This is a genomic window from Mesorhizobium sp. WSM4828 (genome assembly GCF_055811175.1).
Genome location: NZ_JBVVQK010000021.1, coordinates 84,863 through 106,496, shown reverse-complemented (window position 1 = coordinate 106,496; position 21,634 = coordinate 84,863). Strand labels below are relative to the sequence as shown.

Sequence of the window (21,634 nt, the reverse complement as noted above, 5' to 3'; positions counted from 1 at the left end):
TTACGATTTGCCAAATTGGTGAGATCGCCAGGCGACTGCTGGACGTTGGTCTGCTCTTCCTCAGCGCAGTTCTTCGGCTTCTCAGGCCAGATCGTGACCTTCGGCACTCGAACGGTGGGCGCCGAACGAAGCTTGGACGAGGCCAAAGCAAGCGGAAAAGACAATTCTTTACGATATGTTAACCGCCTCGACACTTAGGCCGGGTTTTCCGGGATGGAATGCAAAAAGCCAGGTGTGTTGACAGAGAAACTGTTTTAACTTACTTTATTAAGGGCGTTTTATAGCGAATGTGAGGTTGAATTGGCCACGCCTTTGGCTGCCAATTTTCGCTGTAACGAGCAAATACCAAAAGTAGCCTGCTAGATATTGCCAGTAAAAAAGCAATGGGGCCGCCGCTTCGGCGGAAGGGGAGGCTTTTGTGCATTTTCCTTTGGTCGTTATGTTGAAGAGATGCGTCTTCAATACAGCGATCATCTTGGCCGCGGTTCTTGTGCTCGGCGGAGGGGTTGACCTCACGGCAGCCCAGCAAGTGTGCGGCTCCGCGCTATCGCAGTGCGACCTGCAGACCGACCCCGCATGTCTTGAACGCACCTATGCGTGCGGCGAATATGATACCGTTATCCAGTCGCTCTTCGTCGAGCGGTTCGAACCGACGCCCGACCAGAAATACTTTGTCGGTGCATCGTTCTACGGACGCCATATTCGCGAACGCGCCGCCGGCGTGCAGTGCGAGATGGTGAAGTTCGCGCGCGAATACCTGACCGATTATCTATCCGGCGTCGAGGCTGAGTTCACCACCAGCGGCTCTTTCGGCACCATGCGACAGATGGATCAAATCTATCATGCCGCGCAGATGCTGAATGACCTTGGCGGGGTCACCGGCTGTCCCGAATCGGCGCTGACACGCGCTACCGTCGAGGACATTGCCCGCAGCGAAGCCGTGCGCTATGCGCGCTCGGTGTTCCTGCAGCCGCCGCCGGAAGCCCGTTCCTCGTTCGACACGCTGCAACTGGCGCTGAGGAGCTTCGTCAGTCGAGCGTCCGATCTCGAGACAGGCATCGCTCTGCGCCGCGTCGAGATCAAATCGGCCGATACGCACTTGAAGGCGATCCGCGCCATTTTTGCAGAGATATTCGGACCGGTGAGCGGTGCGGGCGCTACGCTGGTCGCCAACACCTCGATCCTCGACGGGCTGGCGGCCAAGACAACGCAGATGCTGCGCTCCGTCGAAGTCTCGGAGGGGGAGTTCAAGCGCGCGCTCGGCGACGTCACACCTGAGCAATACGCCAATCTCAATCGCAACACTGTCGCAAGCGCAGAGGACTTTCTCAAAATCTCTGCGTTCCACATCAACATGATCGGGGTGCTGCTGCCGACCGATCCGGCAAAACCCTTCTGGCGACTGGACGCCGAGGTTCATGCCGACAATGCGGCACAGGGCGCATTCAACGATCTCGCCAAGATAAAGGCTGACTGGAAGGCGCACGGCGCCGCGACCGGAATTTGCGCCCAGGCTGGCGCGGCCGACAGGGTGTGGTACTGCCGATGACAAGCATCCGAGCCCTTGCGCTGTTCCTGATCGTCTGTTGCGTCCTGGCCGGCGAAGCCGGCGCCGCATCGATCCTGGAGCGCGCTTACACGTCGGAGAAGCTCGACAGTTTCTGGAACGCGACGCTCTCTGGCGCGACGCCCGAGACGACCCGGTTCAGCCTGCTCGCCCCTGGTCCCGCCGCCGTCGAACCAAGTCACGAGGCCACACAGCCCGATTTCGGCCTGCCCTTCGCCGGCGAGGTAATCGGCGAGGCATCGGCCCCTTCCGGCGGCAGCCGCGGCGTCGGTTTTCCGGTCATCCCGCTTTCGGCCGACGATGCTTCGGTGCTGATGCGCCGCCTCGCATGGGCGGAGATTTATCTCAGCCGCTACCGCTTCTTCGCCCCAGTTTCGACCGATAGTGCCGAAGAGCTCGCCGCCCTCGTCGGCCGACAATACGCAGCCGCCGTCGAGGCTTATCTGATCACCGGGCGACTCTACTTCTCGGGGGCCGACTTGCCGGAGAAATGCCGGCATCTGACGAGAATGAACGAGATCGATGTCGGGCCTTTGTCGGGCGCAAGCGCGGATGCGCTGCCTGCCGCCTGGCGTCCGCTATTCCCGATCGTCGAGGCCGTGCGGGCACGACTCGGCTCGGACGCCTTGGCGAAGCTGGTCTGTTCGGCCAAGGCAGTGCGCGGGCGCGCTGAGACGACCGCGCTGATCGAGACGCGGGTGCGCGGCCAGATCGTCAAGGCGGTCAGGACGAAGGTCGACGATACGCTCAACCTGATGAACACCGCTTCGACCGAATACCAGTCGCTGGTCAACGAGATGGACGTGTCGATCAAGTCGGCCGAGGTGATGGAGCTTGAGCGTGTGCTCGGCAACGCGCAGGCCAACATGGTGCTCGTCAAGGCGGATCAGCTGAAGGCAGCCGAGACGATCGCGACGCTGCAAGCCGTCGATCTCTCCAGCCTCAACCAGCCGGATTCGCTGAAGGAGTTCGAAGAGGGGAAGGCAAGGATGGCGCAGATCGTCGGGCAGATCGAAGGGGTGATGACGGCCCTATCCGACCTCACGCATGTTGTCGACGATCCGGCGATCACGGCTGAGCTTTCTTCCTGCGCAGGACTGGGCGGAGCGTATTCAGCGCTCGACCTCACGCTCGACACTGGCGCGCTGACCGCGAAAATCAGCAGCCCCTACGAGGACTGTATCAACCATGCCCGCGCAGTGGTGGCACGGTTCCAGAATCCGTCGCTTTCCAAGGCCCAGATGGCCGAACTTGCCCGGCATGTGCGCCAGATTTCCGAGATCTTTCTGACGACGGGGCAGCCATGAGACGGTTCTTGCTGCTTTGCGGACTGGTTGTCGGCATCGTCTTCGGCACTGCAGGAATGGCGCGCGCGCAAGATTGCATGGCGCTCGACGTCGACGCGGCCGCCGGCCATGCCGGCGAGCTGACGACGCTGCTCAAGATCGCCAATTTCCGAGCCGACGTGAAATATATGGGTGAAGTCGCAACCGAACTTGAACAGTTCCTGACGACCTGCGGCGACGAGACGACCGGACGACTGGCGATCGTGTGCGATTTCGACTGCCACCTGCAACTCGGACGCTATCGCCTGTTCCTCGCCGCCGACATGCCCTTCCTGTCGTCGGCGAGCGGCGTCAGCCGCAACGATACGCCGGTTTCGCCGCAGGCCGCGCAGGAATTCGGCCGGCAAGGCATCGAGATCGTCGACCGGGGCCTTCGCATTCTCGCCCGACAACAAGGCGGTGATCAGGGCACCGCGGCGGGAGAAGATGCGAGCTACCGCACCTTCGTGCGGCAGCTCACGGCGCTGTCTTCGCTGAAGATCCAACTGCTGATGAACACCGGCGACGTGTGGTATCAGACCGTCTCGGAGGCTCGCGTCAAGGCGCTCGACTTCCTGGTCAGCGATACACTGGGCGCCGTCGGAGGCGCTGGCCTCGACAGCCAACCCAACCTCTCCAAGGCCTACACCAACTACGAAGCCGCCATGTGGGTGCTGGTCGAGACGCAAATGGATATTCCGGGCGAGTCCACCTACGACGACCTTCGCGCCGACCTGCTGCTGCAGCAGAGCGACCTCGATGCGCGCATGGACAGCGTACGCAAGGGCTTCCTCTTCCTCAATATCGACCCGATGCAGTTCACGACGATCCCGTTCGAGGACCTGCAGCAGGCCCTGACCGAGAGCGAGCAGCGGTTGACCGAGGTCGAGCGCAATGTCGAGGCGCTGGTTGAACGGTGGTACGCCAACAAGGAAGGGGAAGCCACGCGCGCGCTCGACGAGGAGCGGACGATCCGTAGTCAGGAAGTCAACCTGATCGCCCACAAGATCGGCAAGCTGGAACACGAGGCGCAGACTTTCGCCACCACTGTCCAGCAGGAGATCAACGCGGTCGACGCCGAGAAGGACACGTTCGGCTATCGCCAGCAGATCAGGTCGCTGGAGATCGAGCTCGGCACGAAGATCGCCGAGTTCGAAAACCAGCGCCGTCAGATCAATGACAGGCAGGAACTCGACCTGATCGTCCTCTCCAAGGAGGCCGAAGTCGAGCGGCGCAACGAACTGCGCTGGCTGCTGAACTGGGAAATGACGCAGATGAACCTCGACCTGCAGATTTCCTCGCTCGAGAGCCAGATCACCGAATATGCCCGCCAGACCGAGCGCAACGCCAACCAGCTCGAACAGGCGGTTCGCCAGCGGCAGATCCTTCAAACCCAGATCGCCAACAACCAGGGCGCGATCGCCCGCGCCAACGACGCAATTACCGAACTGCAACTGCGCCAGACCGATCTCTATCAACGCCGCCGGGCCGTCGACCGCGAGCAGCTTTGCGGCATCGAGAATCAGCTCGCCCTGATCGGAGATACGGCCGACCATCCGTTCACGCCGTTGCTCGCGGGCGAACAGGCATGTCAGACCGTGACGCCAGCCTTCACGCGCAACCAATACGTTGCCCAGATGTGCGGCCCGGACGGTCAGTCGGGTCTCAGGGCCCAGCTCCTGAACTCGCAGACACAAGCGAAAGCATTCCTGATGAAGTGCGTTATCGGCAGCGCCGACTTCGCCGATGTCGAGCCGCTGATCGCCGACCAGCAGATGATCACATCGAACATCTCGCTGCCGCAGGAACTTGCGAACGTCGATTGCGGGTCTTTTTCCCAGACGGAAACGGACTTCGCCAAGAAGCTCTACGAAGCTGAGCGGGACCTCTATGCGAGGAGAAAGGCGGACCTTGAGGAGGCGCGTGACCAGGTCGACGGCCAGTTGTCGGAAGTGATCGCTTGGTTCGTCGCGTTCAACGGCACCACACAGGCCGCGCAGGTCATCCTGACTTCGGTGCAAGGTGCATACTCGATCGGCGCTGCGGTGCCCGAGATCATCACCTGCGCCTGCGGCTTGGGCAGCGGTGTCGCGACTGTGGTGGACGTCGCCAAACCGATCAGGGCGGCCTTGGAAGCGGCCCAATCCATCCTGTCGACGATCATCAGCACCGGCCAGATCACTCAGGCGAATATAAATGAAATCAACGCGCTGAAGCAGCGCCTCACGCAGCTCCGCCAGGCGATCGCGCAACTCGATCTCGACAAGGCGCTCAAGGCAAGGGCGCTGGTCGACACCCATTTCCAATTGGCCGGCCGGCTCGCGCAAGGGGCACAGGACATCAAGGAATTGGCGCTGCAAGGCTCGATGGCGGCGGTCGATTGCCAGAGCCAAGATCTCAGCATCGACGAGCAAGTGGCGCGGCTCAAGTCCGACCACGAACGCATCCTCGCCGGACTCGATCTTCAGGCCCGCGAAAACGACATGCTCAGTTTCCAGGTCACCGACCAGCAACGCACGATCGACCGGCTGACCAACGAGATCGCCATCCTCAACCTCGAACTCGACAAGCTGTCCCTCTCGGAAGCTCAGCTCAACCAGGACAATGCGCGCGTGGCAGAACTGGTCGCGGCAACCAACGGCCGCATCGAGCGCGTGCGTGCTGCGCAGACGACCGTAACCGGCCTCGCCGAGGAATCGAATGCCTCGACCAACCTGATCAACGAACTGCGCGACCGGCAGAAGGACAAGATGCTGGCGCTGAGCGAAACCGAGCTCGCCTTCGTCGAGCAGCGCATCACACAGTCGCGCGGGAACACCGAGGAACTCGTCGCAGGTCTGAACCAGGCCAAGGATCTTGGGCTGAAGAGCCGCGCGCTGCAGGACAGCATCCTGAAGTTCCAGAGCAACGTTCAGGCCGAAGTGACAAAGCAACAGGAAGACATGACGAAGCTCGTCACCCAGATTGACGATCCGGCGACGCGCAAGAATCTGTTCATCGCTACCCAGGAGACCGTCGCCGACCTGATGAAGGGCATCCCCGAATATCTGGTGACCAAGCGGCGCGTGCTCGAGACCGCTAACCGGCTGATGCACCTGATGCGCCGTCGCTTCGAAGTGGTGCAGGCCTTCACCGGCGAGGCGGCGACTGTGCCCGCGGTCTATGTGCGTAACGCAACCCAGCTCCAGTCGATGATCGACGACATCGTCGCCAAGCGCTTCTTCGACGAGCGACAGATCAATATCGATGTCGCCCAGATCGTTGTGCCCGCCAATTCCGGCTTCGCCCGCAAGCTCGCGCTTGACGAGAATGTCGAGTTCGAGGTTTCGCCCTTCGCGTCGACCGAGGCGCTGATGAAGGCAAACGGCTATTTCGCGCTGTGGGCGCCCAACAAATTCCGTGAACGCAAGAACCTGACCCTGATCGACGTCTTCGTCGGTACCGACTACCAGTGCACAGGGACGCAGTGGAACCGCTTCGCGTTGCAACACCGCGGCAGCGGCTTCGTCCTCAAGCCGCTGACCAAGGGGTCGAGCGAGGTCCGCGCCGACATTTCGGTCGGGCCGGAGCGGGTCGCTTTGCAGACCTTTTTCAACCAGGCCGACAGCGGCGACGAGATCACCCGGATCATCCGCTACTGGGTTCAGGATCGCTACCAGGCGCGCAAGTTCCCGCGCGCGCCCGGACCGTCGAACGACACGAGCCTGATCCTGCCCTATCTCGGCGCGCCGCTGATCGGTTCGTACCGATTGTCGCTCCAGCCGAGCGACTGCCCGTTCGATGGCGCTGTGTTCACCCTCTATTTCATCTTCGCGAGCGCGCCGTGAGAGCCGTCGTTGCCGCAGCAGCGCTTGCTCTGGCGCTTGGCGAGACGGGAGCAGTCGCGCGCGACCTGTTCGTCGACAATCTTGCCGGCTATACGATCGAATCGCGCGTTCTCGACGCTCCCAACTGCGAGGGGCCCGCCATTCCGGATGGCACGCTGAAGACCTTCGAGCAAGGCATCTGCGTCTTCCACCGCCCGGCCCGCAGTCCCGACGACAGCCGACGCGCGGCGAACCTGATGCGAGAGGCGCAGACACGCGGACTCCCGCCCGTTCACCAGCAGCTCGCCGGTCTGATTTCGGGCTTGGCCAACTGCGCCGAGGCGACGCGTCACCTCGACGCCTATCGCGCTTCGGGCAACCAGAGCCGGATGGAACAGACGCTGTTTTGTCGCGACCGGCGGCACAGCCAGGCTGACTTGAATGCGATTGAATGGAATCATGCGTTGTTCGAGTATGCCGAAAGGCTCGGTTCGAACCGAACGCTCGACCAGAGGCTGGCCGAGATGAGCGCTTGCGAGGCCGGCCCCTTGAGTGCCGATTTCGACGCCCAGTGCGGCCTGATCTCCAATCTGTCCGACACCGAGATCGATGCCTTCGCCGACGGGTCGGCGGGCAAGGTGATCGAGAGCTACTTCGCCAGCGTCGAGAGCCCGATCACGGCGATGTTTTCCCGAAAGCTTAAGCGCGCCGAGGGCCTGATGCAGAGTTCGCGCGCCGGCATCGACGACATCAAGGCCGGTGCCGACGCAGTGAACAAGGAGTATGCCGCGCTGAACCAGGTCTACGAGGCGGCGCGCGACACCAAGATGGGGCCGATCTACAGCGCCTACCGCGAGGCGATCCTCAGGGCGACCTCGATCCTTGACGAGTTCGACCGCTGGAAAGGCGGGCTGTTCATAACCTCGGAAAACATCAACCTGATGCCGAAGATCACGGAACGTTCGGGTGAGATCACCGGCGAGAAGACCCGCGTCGAAGGCCTCGCCTTCGAAGCCAAGGCGGGCGCGCTGGTCGCAGACATCAAGCGCATCATCAATGCTGACGCCGAGAACCGCGCCACTGTCGCCGCGCTCTGCCGGATCTACTTCTGCGAACTGACCAATCGCCGCGCGATGGCCGACGTCATCCGCACCTGCCGCCGGCCCGCGCTGGCCAACAATCCGCTGTGCGTCGGCCAAAACGGGCAGATCACCAGCGGAAACCTTACGGTCGACTTCCAGGGGCCGCACTCGATCTCGGTCAAGGAGTTGTGCCAGTCGGCTGGCCTCGATCCGTTGATGACCGAGGTCAACATGGATCCAGCCCGCGCAGCAAGCTGCCTGAGTGAATTGCGATGAAACAGGCGGCCGCCTTGCTCGCCCTGTTTCTCGCGGGCGCTTCGGTGGCCAGCGCCGAGCCGCAGCTTGCCGCTTTCGTGACCGACCAGAACAAGGACGTCTATGTCGCGCTTTTCGACGGCAAGGCGGTGGAACTCGCCGGCTGCGCCAGCCCAGGCCAGGCGAAGCGGCTGCTGCACCTGCCCGACACCGCCACCGTGTCGCAGACGACGCTCGCCAAGCTTCAAGCCGAAAGCGGCTTCGGGGCGCAGCCACGGCTGCCATGCCTTGGCACCGCATTCGATATTGACTGGCCGGCGACAACCGCGATCTGGGCCGATGTCGCGGCATCGGGCAATTATTATCTCCCCTCCCCCTCGGGCAGCGGCTATTTCGCCGTGCCTACCGCCTGCGCGGAGATCAAGGCGGCGCTCGCCATCCGCGAGCGACTGCAACTGCCGGGGGTGCTCCAGGGCTTCGTCACGCCGCCAAGCGTGGGGACACCGTTCGTACTCGATTGCGGGCGCGGCGATCTCGGCGGCCCGTTGGACCTGGCACTGCCGAGCGCGGCCCGCTGGAGCCTGCACCGGTTTGAAACCTTCCTCAGCGCCGACAGCATCGGCGACACGGTCTATGTCGTGCGCTACACGCCGCCCGGCGAAGGGGTGCAGCCGTCCTATCTGCCCATTGTGCGCCTCGACGGCAGGGCGACGCGCGACATCATCGTCGATGCGGCTGCGGCGGAAGCGGTAGAGAAGAAATTACGGGCATTCTTCGGAATCGCCGAGGCCGAGGGCGTAACCCTACTCGGTGCCGACGCGGTCGCCGCGCTTCGTTCGGCGCCCTTCGTCGACCTGTGTCTGTCGAATTGCGAGGGCTATCAGCGCGAGCACGCGGCCTTCGCGCAACCGGGCATCGACCTCGGCCTGTCGCCGCTGCCAGCCGGCCCGTCCATCAGCTCGCTTGACTCCCTCGGCAATGCGCGGCTGGACTGGACCTTCGCGGACGGGCGAAGCCTGTCCTTCACGGGCTGCCCGCTTCTCACCTCGGCGCTCGGCCTGTCTGCCCCCGGCATTGGCGATTGGATGGGCGAGACCGATCGAGCGCTGACATCCGCTCCGGCGCCGGCTACCGGCTTCGACTGTCGCGGCTCGGCCAGCGATACGTGCATTCGCCGCATTAATGATGGTGGCACGCTGACGCTGACGCAATTCTCCGCCGAGGGCGATTGCGCCGGGCGGATCAATCTCAGGCTCGAACTGCCCGCAGCGGTCCAGGTGCCGCAGAGTCTGATCCTGAAAGGACTGCCGTTCAAGACGGTGCACATGGCGCCGGCCCCCGGCATCACCCGCACGCGGCTCGTCGGCACCGCCAACCGCGTGCCGGGCGGAACCTCGTCATGCATCCTGTCCGCGACGGGCGTCATCATCGTCGCGGATGGATTGCCGCGGCTCGAGCTCGAGCGGATCGATCTGGCACGGGCAGCCGATCAAACGACCGACGAGGTCGTCGCCGTGATCGCCCAGAACGGCACTGTCGCGCTCGACAATGTGACCATCGGTACCGTGGCGGATGGGTTGTCGCCGGTGGCGCGTGGCGTCTCTCTGTGCCTGGCCGATCTTTATGCGCGCGGCCTCAGGGTGGAAGCAGACATGCTGGCGATCCAAGGCGTAAGGGCACGGCTGCTGATCTCGGCCCAGACGCCCGCCCGCTCCAGCATTGTCCGCGCGCGCTTCGGCGCGGTGCTTACCTCCGACAGCCTGATGCGGGTGGAGTCTACCGACGTCTCCGCGGCCAATCCGCTGGTTCTGCGCGGGGCGATCGTGGCAGGCCGCTCGGTTGGCTTCGCACCCGCGGCCACTGGCCTTGCGGTCGGCTCTGCGATCCAGCTCGAGCGTGGTTCGTCGGCGAATTTCACCACCTCGACGGTATCCGGCTTCCGCTGTGCGGTCAGTTTCGCAGACAGCGGCTCAAGCGCCAGCTTCCTGCTGCCGGGCAACGACATCGCACGCGACAATACCAGCCGGGCTTGCGGGCCAGGCCGCTTCACCCTGGTCGAATAGAGCGGAAAGGAGAAACCAGATGAACCGCATCGCTGGCTCGCTGCTACTCCTGCTGACGCTGCTCCTGGCGATCGATGCCGGTCCGGCCCGCGCCGAGGAGCCGAAGGTCGTCCTGTTTGAGGACCCGACGCTGAACGCCAGCCGCTTGCACTATCCCCTGCTCATCACCGAGGGACGCGGCTACCGCATCCGCTGCAACGACCAGGCTGACGAAGAGGCGGTGATCCGTGGACTGGGCTTCGCCACCGTTCCGTCGCAAGTGCTGACGGCCGTCGACAATGCGGTCATCGCGGCCGACCCCGCCGCCAATCCGCTGTTGTGCCCGTCCGACGAGAACTACCCGATCAAGGTCTTTGCGCACGACGGCGGCAGTGGGCTCGTCTACTACCTTCAGTTCCGGACCGATTTCGGGTCAACATCCTTTTCCGATCAACTCTACATTCCCGGCTGCGCGGGCCTTGTCGCGGAACTCGGACTCAACCTCAGTCAGGCGATAAACGCCGATCCCACCCCATTCTTCGCCGGAAAGGTTCATACCATCGCATGCGTCGCCGGCGCGCCGCTTGTCGGCAGGCCGACGACCTTTGCCAGCTGGTGTATCAAGGATGACCTCGATCCGGCTCAGCAGACGACAGTCGAGGAATTGCTTGCCCTGACACCCGGCGGTGCCTCCGCGCTGGGCAATCCGGCGGCGTGCGCAAGCGCGCAGGATTTTCTCGCGTCTAGCACGACGCTCGACCTTGCCGGGCGACGGCTGACCAACCTTGAGCCGCTGGCGACGCTCACCCATCTGACGAGCCTGACCTTGTCCGGCAATGAAATTGCCGACACGCGCGATCTCGAAAAGCTGACCGAGCTCACCTTCCTCGATCTGTCGCGAAACAGGATCGGCAACATCAACGTAGCGGCAGTCATGAAGAAGCTGACCGACGCCGACCTCAGTTCCAACCAGATCGCCGATCTGCGACCGCTCGCCTCGGCGCGGGCTTTGACGCGGCTGGTTCTGGCCAACAACAAGGTGACGGACGTGTCACCGCTGCGGTTTCTCCAAGAACTCACGGCGCTCGACCTGTCTAGGAACCGGATCGCAGATGCGCGCGCCTTGACGGGCCTGACGAAGCTTACCGCCCTTAACCTGCGAGCGAACCGCCTGGCCACTGTGCAGTCTGTCAGCGCTATCCTGCCATTCAATCCGTCGCTGGACGGCAATGCGGTCTGCATCAGTCGGCCCGAGCACCCAACCGCGGCCTCCGGCAAGATTTTCGAAGCCTGCATTACGGCAACTAAGGAGGCTGACGTGGTGCTGGCAAACATGCAGACCGGCAAATGCCTGGCTGTTGCCGAGGGGCGCCTCGACAACAACGCGCCGGCAGTACAGTTCAACTGCGACAGCGACCGGTGGCGCCGCTGGAAGCTGGTCGAGACGGACGACGGTTTTCAGTTGCAGAACGTGCGGACTGCAAAATGCCTGACGATTGCCGGCGGGGTCAGCACCGAAAACAATGTTCCGGCCCTCCAATTCAACTGCGACCGGGACGCTTCGAGACGCTGGAAGCTGACCGCGACCGGCGACGGCTTTCAGGCCGAAAACGTGCTGACGAAAAAATGCCTGACGATTGCCGGCGGGGTGAGCACCGACGACGACATCCCCGCCCTTCAGTTCAACTGCGACCGCGATCCGGCACGGTTCTGGAGCATACGGGCGGCCGACCCCGAGGTCGTACTGGTGAACAGGCAGACCGAAAAGTGCCTGTCGGTCGCGGAAGGAAGAACCGACAATAACGCGCCGACGGTGCAATTCGACTGCGACGGCAGTCAATGGCAGCGCTGGAGGCTGGTTGAAGCAGGGGACGGTTTCCGGATGGCGAACGTGGAGACCGGCAAGTGCCTCACGATTGCCGGCGGGGTCAGCACCGACAACAACATTCCCGCCCTGCAGTTCAACTGTGACGACGATCCTTCCCGCCGCTGGAATCTGGTCGAGACGCGCGACGGAGTTCAGGCAGAGAACGTCCAGACGGGCAAGTGCCTCACGATTGCCGGCGGGGTTAGCAACTTGAACAACATCCCGGCCCTCCAGTTCACCTGCGACCGCGATCCGTCTCGCTATTGGACCATCAAGCCGGCAGACGCGAGGTAGCGTCGCTGGCGGCTCGCTTGATCCGCATCTGAGCCTCGAAAGGAGAAACCAGATGAACCGCATCGCCCGATCGCTGCTCCTCCTCCTCCCGGTCCTGCTCGTGACCGCGGCCGCCGGCCCGGCCCGCGCGGACGAACCGAAGGTTGTGTTGTTCGAGGATCCGGCCCTGGAGGCAAACCGGTTGCACTATCCGCTGCTTATCTCGGACGGGCGCGGCTACCGTATCCGCTGCAAGGACCAAGCGGACGAGGAAGCAGTGATCCGTGGACTTGGCTTCGCGACGGTTCCCTCGGAGGTGCTAACTGCCGTCGATAGCGCGATCGTCGCGGCTGATCCCGCCGCCAACCCGCTGCTGTGCCCATCGGGTGAGACATATCCGATCAAGGTGTTCGCGCACGACAATGGCAGCGGCCTCGTCTATTACCTGCAATTCCCCTCCGACTTCGGCGCGACGACGTTTTCTGACCGGCTCTACATTCCTGGCTGCTCGCTGCTGGTCACCGACTTGAAGCTCAACCTCGACCAGGCTCTGAACGCTGACCCGACGCCGTTCTTCGCCGGCAAGATCCACACCATCGCATGCCTCTCCGGCGCGCCGCCGGTCAACAAGCCAACGACCTTCGCCAACTGGTGCGTCAAGGGCGACCGCACGCCGGCAGAAACGGCGACCGTAATGGCGGTGCTCGATTCAACGCCCGGTGGGGTATCGGCGCTTGGCAATCCCGCCGCCTGCGACGCTGCACAGACCTTCCTGGAATCAATCACGACGCTAAATCTGAACGGCACGGGCGTGCAGTCGCTCGAGCCGATTGCGGTACTGACGAACCTCGCCAGCCTGTCGATTGCCGAGAACTCGATCGCCGACCTCGGGCCGCTAACCAAGCTCAAGGCGCTGACCTTCCTCGACATTTCCGGCAATCACATCAGCAACATCAACGCGCTGACGCCGCTGACCGCGCTGACGCGAGCCGACCTCTCCGACAACGACATCACCGACATCCGCGCACTCTCAGCGCTGGCGTTACTCACGAACCTTACACTCGACAACAACAAGATCGGCAACCTTGAGCCGCTGCAATTCCTGCAGGCGCTCTCGACACTGTCCATCGGCAACAATGGCCTTGCAGGCGACATGCTCGAACCGCTCAGCGCGCTCGGCGGCCTGACCAGCCTCAACCTTGCCAACAACAAGATCGAGACCTTCGCCAATCTCGGAAGCTTTCCCTCGACGCTAGCCATCAATCTCAGCGGCAATCCAATCGTAGCGGACGGCGGGCAGAGCTTCGTTGACCTATGCGTGCTGCACCGCGACGCCGCAACCCCGCTTGGGCAGACCATTCGCGCCATGGTCGAATTGGAGGGCGGCGGAACATGTTCGGAGGTCGGCAACAAGCTGCTGGCGACCACGGCGCTCGACCTGTCGTCCAAGATCGTCAGCGACCTGCGTCCGCTCGCCACATTGCCGCAACTCACCTCGCTCAACCTCTCGAGCAATAACATCACCGACGTCGCGCCGCTCGCCGGCTTGACCAATCTCGGCATACTCAACCTGTCGAAGAATTCGATCGCCAATGTCCGACCGCTGGCGGCGCTGTCGGGCTTGATCAATCTCGATCTTTCCGACAATCCTGTACAGGCGACCGATTTCCTGTCGGCATGCCTGATGCGCAACCAGACCGACTTTCTGACGCCCGCGCAAGCCGCCGAAGTAAACGCGCTGCTGTCCATCTCAGGCAAGGCTGTCTGCGGCAAAGCCTATGACGATCTCAGCTCACGCCAGTTCGCCGACGCGAAGAACCGTGGGTTGACCAGCGTCTCGCTGTTCCCGGTGATGGGCAATCTGACCTCCATCGACCTGTCCGACAACCAGCTGTCCGATGTCTCGGTGCTGTCGGCGATACCGGGACTGACAAAGCTTTGGATTCGCAACAACCAGATCACCTCCATCCAGGGAATATTGCAACTGCGCCGCCTCGAACAACTGAACGTCGACGGCAATCCAGTGTCGAACCTGATCGGCATCGGGGTACTCAACAAGCTGACCAAGCTCTATTTCTCGAACACGCACGTGCAATCAGTAACCCCCTTGGCGGACCTGCCGTTGCTCGACGATGCCGGCATGCGCAACCTGCCGCTACAGTACGCCAGTTTCGCTGAATACTGCACCGTCTACCGCTTCGATTCGATCGCGCTCGGCGACGCGCGCGGTTTCATGGCGGCACTCGACAGCCGCATGCAGGCCGAGCATGTCGACAGCACCGATTGCAACGCAGCGCAGAACTGGGCGCAGTCACTGACCAGCCTGTCGCTGAACAAGAAGTCGATTATGGCCGTCAATCCTGTGGTCTATTTCCGGGCGCTGGGCGAACTCAACCTGTTCGACAACCTGATCACCGACGCCTCGCCGATCGCATCGCTTACGGAGCTTCAGAAACTGAACCTCGCCACCAATCGGCTGTCGGCGATTCCGCGCTTCGGCTCGAGCGGCCTCAAATACATCTACCTGAATGACAACCAGATCAGCAATGTCGGCAATCTATCAAACATGCAGGCGTTGACGGATGTCGATCTGCGCAACAATCGGGTCTTCGATGCGCTGCCACTCGGCTCGCTTCCGGCGCTGTCGGTCGTCGATCTGAGGGGCAACCGGATTGAAAACTTCTCTCACGTCCATCCGGTGATCGGAAAATCCTATCTCGGTAACAATCCGATCTGCTCGTTCCCGCAGCCGCTCCTCCAGCAAGTCAGCGAAGCCTGCAAGCGCGAGCCGTTGCGCATCTTCGATGGAAACATTCACCTGCAAGACGCGATTGCCGTCCAGCCCTCGGTCATCTGTCCACGCCCGAACTGCTTACAACTCATCATCGTGAGCCCGCACATTCATCAGTAATGCCTGCATCCGGAGAGGTAGCCCCATGTTCGCAAAGACCTTTGCCATCCTCGCAGCCCTGACCGCCAGCGCCGCAGTGCTCGGTTCCCCGGCACACGCCGAAGACAAATCGGCGACGTCGATCGTCCAGTTACCTGCGGCCGGCGGCACCGTCACGCAGGAGGAAGGCAGCTTCACGCTGAACAACAACACCGGATCGGCGAACTTCACTTTGCCGCTACCCAACCTGCCGACGCGCGGCCAGTTCGGGCCGCAAATGAGTCTCACCTACAGCCAGTTCGCGGGTGACAGCGGCAACGGCCTCGGCATCGGCTGGCAGTTCAACACCCAGGCGATTGCCGTCAATGACGATCTCGGCACGGCCTTGCCCGGCACCAAACCCGGCGGCGACTTCTTCTCCCGCCTATCGTACATGGGCGCGCGGCTCGTCTTCGTCGGAAACCAGAACGGCGTCTGGGAGTACAAGCCCGAATACGCCGAGGATTTCGTTAAGATCCTCTACCACACTGGCACGTTTGACGTCGTTTCGCTCGACCTGACGGGTGGGCTGCACACCGATACCATCTCCTCAGGCTTCGAGGTGACAAACGCCGACGGAACGCGGCTGATCTTCAGCGGCGATCGATCCGTGGCGGAGGGCAATTTCGACGTAGCCGCGCCCTACGTCACGAAATGGCCGCTGGTTCTGCAGCTCAACGCTAACCGCGAAGCCGTCCGCTATGAATACCAGCGTTTCGGTGGACGCAGCTATCTCACAAAGGCCAGCTTCGCCGGCGGCCAGAGCAGTTATCAGTTCGACCTGATCGAAACGCAATCCACGCTCGTCAGCCACACCAATGGCAGCAAACAGGAGAACGCCCGGCTCTACGGCAAGATGACGGCCAAGTTCAAGGACACCGTCTACGCCCAATGGTGCATGGGATATGTCGGCCGTGACACGAATGACACCTCCAAATTCGTCGTCCGGGCGCATCCGGACTGCCTGGCGAAGGCCCAGGCCGACCTGACACCGCTCATCGACACGCAGTCGGTCAACGTGCTGGACCAGCTGCGCGTGCTCTACCGATATGGCGATACCGGCGGCGAGGCGCTGGCGCAATCGACGCTGAAGTTCCCGGATATCCACTTCGGCTATTCGTCGTGGACGAGCGCCGAGCTGGCGTCGCGCTCCGTCGTATTCGAAGCCCCGAAGATGGCGTTCGCTGGCGACATCCCTCCGCAGAATTTCGAGTTGGCCGACCTCAATATGGATGCACTGGTCGACATCGTGCAAAGCAAGGATGATGGCGCGACCGTGCATCTTGGCAGCGGCGACCTGAACAGCGCCTTCGGCGACACGACCCAGCTCGTCCTGTCGCGTCCGACCGAGGCTGGACTGATGCGCCAGATCGCGCCCCGGCTCACTGACAACCGCTTCGCTTTTGCCGACATCCTTGGTGACAGCTTCGTCGATATCGTCGAAATCGAAGATGGGCTGATGCACGTCTATGACGGCAGGGCCGACGGGACCTTCCCCTATCTCGGCCGGTCGATCCCGCTGCCCGGCGTCTCGCCGACGACATTCGCGGGCGGCAACGGCCGCTTCAACGACGTCAATATGGACAGCCAGTCCGATATCGTCACGACGCGCCTCAACGCTGATGGGCGCACCGAATGGCGGATATTCCTCAATCTCACACGGCGCCAGGCCGATGGCGGTTACAGCGTCAATTTCGGCGCCCTGACCAAGGCGTTCCCATTCAACAGTCAGGACGGCCAGATACTCGGCCGCAACAATGTGCGGATGGTCGACATCAACGGCGACCGGCTGCCCGATCTCGTCGTCATCCGTCCAGCCGACCAGGGCTTCTGCCTCTACGAGAACGAGGGCAACATCTTCTCGACGGACCCGAATGCGCTGCTGTTCGGCGATGCCGCGATCAACGATCCGCTCTGCGGTCACGGCACCTTCTCAAAGATCGGGGGCATGCAGTCCGGCGATAGCCTCGCCACGATGTGGTACATCGACGCCAATGGCGACGGCATCATCGATTTCGCGTCGATGGGCGAGCGCACCGACCAGATGCGCATCTGGCTCGGCTTCGGCGACGGGACCTATCTGAAGGATCCGCTCAGTATCGCGCTCAATCTGCGCGTTCAACTCGGGACGTCGACGCAAACCTTCGCCTCGCGCGTCGCGGACATCGACGGCGACGGCCAGACCGAGATCATCGTATTCCAGAAGCCGTCCGGCGACGAGGTAAAGCCCGTCGTCGTCATCGACTTCAACCGCACCGCGACTATGCAACTCGTCAAGGCGAACCTGCTGACGGTCGTCGACTTCGATTCCGGCCGCCGGCACGACATTCGCTATGCGACCTCGATCGACGAGATGCTGCGCGACCGCGCCAACGGCCAGCCGACGCGCAACCTGCATTTCCCCGTTGTCGTCGCCAAGCAGCTCGTCACGTCGCAGGGCATACCAGGCCAGGTTCGCGCCCAGGTGCAGACGGACGAATATTTCTACCACAATCCCTTTTATGACGTGATCAATCGCCGCTTCATCGGCTTCTCGGAGGTCGAGAAGGTCGCTTACGGCGACGAGAACGCGGCCGGCCAGCGCGTCACGCAGCGTTCCAGCCTCGATCGCGAACAGTATTACACCTTCGCAGAAAGGGCGGCCGACCTGAACCTCGCCGGCAAACTAAAGATCCGCAAGACATACGAAGTAAAGCCCGAGGCGACGCTCGTCGCGAGCGCTGAGACAACCGAGACGCTCGATCCATCAGCGGCAGCGCTGCACTCGCTGTCGACCGCTACGCGCAGCCAGAAGCTGCCGACGACCGGCATGATGCTGAAATGCGAATCGTCGGCGTGGGAGGCATTTCCGCGTGGCGACGGTTCGTCCTATCTCAGGAAGGTCAAGGAGACGCTGACCGACTCCGCCGGCGAGGCCGAACAGCAGGATGCGGCCGATCCCGAATGCAAGGATCCGGTCAAGACCCAGACCTATGCCGGTTTTGACGAATTCAACATGCCTACGTCGGAGACGGTCGAGGTGCGCGACATTCCGGGACCGGAGCGCCTGACGGTTCCTGGCTTCAATCGTACAACCCAGACCGACTACACGCAGTCGCGCGCCGATCTGGCGGCGCTCGGCATCGTCAACGCGGCGTCCGAGCAGCGTATTCTGGCCGGGACCCGGTTGCTCAGCCGCGAGAGTTTCACCTATCTGCCAAATTCCGGCGGTCGGATGGGGTCGCGAACGCTGGAAGTACTGTCGGGGCTTGGCGCCCTGCCGCCCGCGTTCGAACAGTTCCGCAACGCCAGCCGAAAGCTGGTGAAGACTATGGGTTACGATGTCTTCGGTAACAGTATTTCGATCGCCGACGAACTCGGCGTCACCGAGTCGGCGATCTACGACCCAACCGGCACCTTGACGCTCAGCTACACCAAGGCGTCGGGCGCTGCGGCCGAGCTCGATCAGACGACGAAAATGACCTATGATGGGCCGCGCCAGGGCACCATTGCGACGACGACAACGCCCTTGGGCATGGTCGTGACGAACAGCTACGACGCCCTCGGCCGCAAAACCCGGGAAACGGCCACGGATGGCGCCGAACGTTTCTACACTTACAAGATCGGCGAGCATGGGCTGCCGTCGCTCATCCTTACGGCGCGCCGCCGCTACGCGAGCGCTGCCGAGACACCGGAAGGCGAGAGCGAGTTCATCGCGGACCTCGCCGCCTACGACGCCCGCAGCGAAAAGGTCGCCGATCTGGAGAACGTCGCTGAGGGTGGAGTGCGGGTCAATAACTTCTCACTCTACAACCGCAATGCAAAGCAGATCTTCCGCTGGACGCCTTTTGTGGTGAAAAGCTTCGGCGGCGTTGACAATCTCAACCTGCAGAAGGTGTTCGATCTTGGCGATGTTCCGCGCCCCGATCACGAAATCGGCAATGCCTACACCTATGACCCAGCCGGCCGGATGGTCCGCGAAACCCATCCGTCGGGCAAGGTGTCCGCCATGACCTTCCAACCGTGGGGCACGCTGACGATCACGACCTACAACGACCAGTTCGACGGCACCGTTCAAAGCAGTGAATATTCGCTGAAGAACGAGAACGGCGTGACAGCTTCCATCGCCAGCAATGGCGGCGGCACGATGCATATCTCCCGCTTCGTGCGCGATTCCTTCGGCTACCTGAGCGAAATCTGGCTGCCGGGCGAGACGACGCCGCGGCGGCTGATCTACAACTCCGTCGGCGACATCGAATTCCAGTCGATTCCGGGAATGGGCGACCGCTACGCCTTCTACGATGCGCGCGGTCGCCAATCGGTGATCGGGCGGATCGGCAACAATGGCGAAACGTCGGTCCAGACCTTCACCTACGACTTCCTCAACCGCAAGCTGACCGAGGTGAACGATGGCGTGGTTCACCTCGAATACCGCTATGACCGCGCCGTTCAAGTCGCCTCCGCGGCCGGGTTCGAAACGCCGATAGCGCTGCCCCTCGACAAGACGACCGAGGTGATCATTCACGATCCCAACGGGGCGTTCGACGCCGTCCAGCGCTACGCCTACAATGCGAACGGCCGGATGGTTACCCATGAGGTGGAGATCGATGGCGCGAAATACGCCGATCATTTCCACCACACGCTGGATGGCCGCATAGATTCGTCCGAAGGTCCGCGCGGCCTGGCGTCGAAATTCGCACTGGGGCCCGACAAGAACCTGCGGTCGGTGACAGTCACGCATCCCGATTTTTCAGGACCGGAGAAGATCATCGAGAATATCACCTACAATCCCGAATCACAGATCGAGCGGGTCGATTATCGTCTGGGCGCATTCACCCGGATGACCTACGATCCAGCCACCCTGTTCCTCACCCACATCGTTACGCAAGCCGGCGGCAAACCGCTGCAGGATTTGAGCATGACCTTCAACGCCAACGGCTCGATCACCCAGATCGTCGACGCGTTGGCGCAAGGCGCCGGCAGCGACGGACATGTCGACCGGTCGGGAACGTTCCACTACAATTTCAAGAACGAACTCGTGCGGATCGATCGTTACGGCCAGCAGGCCGAATTCGGCTATTCGGCGGCGGGAACGTTTGCCCGCAACGACGAGCTCGAGCCCGGCGCGCGGATAGCGCCGTCCGCCGGCGCCGTGACCGGCCTCATCCCGGCCGGCAGCGCATCGAAGCCCTACTCCTTCGACGGATTCGCCCAACTTGCGAAATCGCCGACCTTGACCGGAACGGTGTTCGACATCAACGGACGCTTGATCCGCGCTCAGACTGCGACCAATGAAGTGCTCTACGGCTACGATCAGACGGGGCGTCGCCTCTACAAGAAGGTCATCCCGACCGACGGATCGGGTCCGGAGCAGCTTTACCTCTACCCAGTCGACACGTTCGAGATCGGTCCGAAAGGCGAGGAGAGCTATGTCAACATCGCCTCCAGCAAGCTCGTTCGTCTGGAACACGGCACCGGCAAATGGTTCTACTATCTAAAGGATCATCTCGAGAGCAGCGACTATGTCATCGCCTCCGACGGCGTTCCCGTCGAGCAGATGCTCTACCGGGCGTACGGCACCGAACATGGGCCGGAGACGCTGGCCCCTGCCTGGGCCCAACACCTGACGGATGTCGCCGCGGAGCTGCCGCGTGAGAAGACCCACCATCGTTTCACCGGCAAATATCTCGATGACGATACCGGGCTCTACTACTATGGCGCCCGCTACTACGATCCGGCATTGGGGCGGTTCATTTCGCCCGATCCGCTTTACGTCGGCGATCCGGAGAAGTGTACCGGCAATTCGACGTCCTGCAATCTCTTCGCCTACGCCAACAACAATCCGATGGCCTTCCTCGACCCGACCGGCCTGAAGGAGATCGTTGCCGGCGACGCGGCCTACCGACGGCAGGTCGAAGAGGACATCCAGCGAATTGATCCGACCGCACGGGTCGACAGCAAGAGTGGCGAGGTATCGCAAAATTGGCTGCATGGCGCCTGGCTGGACGTGAAGAACTTCTTTGTCGGATCCAACTCCTTCGACAGCGGCCGCGAGTTGATGCGCCGGGTCATCGCCGACCCACAAACCACGACGATCCAGAACGAGCCGGGCGTCACCGCGGCCCGCAACAAGGATCCGTTGGTGAACCCGGAATCGACAAAGGGCGACGTGATCATCGGCTATGACCCGGCTGCGTCGCGCACACGCACGTCTGTTGAGTTCGACAAGTCCTCGGGCACGACTGCGTCCAATCCGGCGGATCCTGGCATCGTGCTCGGTCACGAGCAAATCCACGCCACGCACCGCATGGCCGGCCAGCATTCGGGGTTCAAGGATGCGCCCTACGTAGGTCTCGATGGCAAGTCATATGCTTTCCGCAACGAGGAAGCACGTACCATCGGTGTCGGCGGCACACGCCGACCCGACGACATAACGGAGAACCAGTTGCGCGACATGCTCGGCATCAAGCCGCGCGTCCATTGGTGACCGAGACAGCGACCAAGGAGGA

General features: G+C 62.4%; 8 protein-coding genes. All 8 read left to right on the top strand.

Features of this window, described 5'->3' with window-relative positions; translation table 11 throughout:
- Positions 1–475: 475 nt before the first annotated feature.
- From AC0L2X_RS22480 to AC0L2X_RS22445, 8 genes are read left to right on the top strand one after another with little or no spacing between them, the layout of a single operon-like run.
- Positions 476–1,549, top strand: a complete 1,074-nt coding sequence (locus AC0L2X_RS22480) for a hypothetical protein (protein ID WP_473600380.1) — start codon at positions 476–478, stop codon at positions 1,547–1,549.
- Positions 1,546–2,874 carry a hypothetical protein gene (locus tag AC0L2X_RS22475; protein WP_473600379.1) on the top strand — a complete coding sequence of 443 codons (1,329 nt, stop codon included), beginning with the start codon at positions 1,546–1,548 and terminating at the stop codon, positions 2,872–2,874. Before AC0L2X_RS22480 ends, AC0L2X_RS22475 begins: the two co-directional genes overlap by 4 nt.
- Positions 2,871–6,719 carry a coiled-coil domain-containing protein gene (locus AC0L2X_RS22470; RefSeq protein ID WP_473600378.1) on the top strand — a complete coding sequence of 1,283 codons (3,849 nt, stop codon included), beginning with the start codon at positions 2,871–2,873 and terminating at the stop codon, positions 6,717–6,719. The genes AC0L2X_RS22475 and AC0L2X_RS22470 overlap by 4 nt, the downstream gene beginning before the upstream one ends.
- Positions 6,716–8,056, top strand: a complete 1,341-nt coding sequence (locus AC0L2X_RS22465; protein WP_352668134.1) for a hypothetical protein — start codon at positions 6,716–6,718, stop codon at positions 8,054–8,056. Before AC0L2X_RS22470 ends, AC0L2X_RS22465 begins: the two co-directional genes overlap by 4 nt.
- On the top strand, positions 8,053–10,098 hold the full coding sequence (locus AC0L2X_RS22460; protein ID WP_473600377.1) for a hypothetical protein: 2,046 nt from the start codon (positions 8,053–8,055) through the stop codon (positions 10,096–10,098). The genes AC0L2X_RS22465 and AC0L2X_RS22460 overlap by 4 nt, the downstream gene beginning before the upstream one ends.
- A 19-nt stretch (positions 10,099–10,117) precedes the next feature.
- The gene (locus tag AC0L2X_RS22455; protein ID WP_473600376.1) at positions 10,118–12,238 is read left to right on the top strand and encodes an RICIN domain-containing protein; all 2,121 of its coding nucleotides are present in this window, start codon (positions 10,118–10,120) and stop codon (positions 12,236–12,238) included.
- Between the two features lie 52 nt (positions 12,239–12,290).
- A complete protein-coding gene (locus tag AC0L2X_RS22450; RefSeq protein WP_473600375.1) occupies positions 12,291–15,128 on the top strand; it encodes a leucine-rich repeat domain-containing protein in 2,838 nt (945 codons plus the stop codon).
- 25 nt (positions 15,129–15,153) lie between these two features.
- Positions 15,154–21,612, top strand: a complete 6,459-nt coding sequence (locus AC0L2X_RS22445; RefSeq protein ID WP_473600374.1) for an RHS repeat-associated core domain-containing protein — start codon at positions 15,154–15,156, stop codon at positions 21,610–21,612.
- The last annotated feature ends 22 nt before the right edge of the window (positions 21,613–21,634 follow it).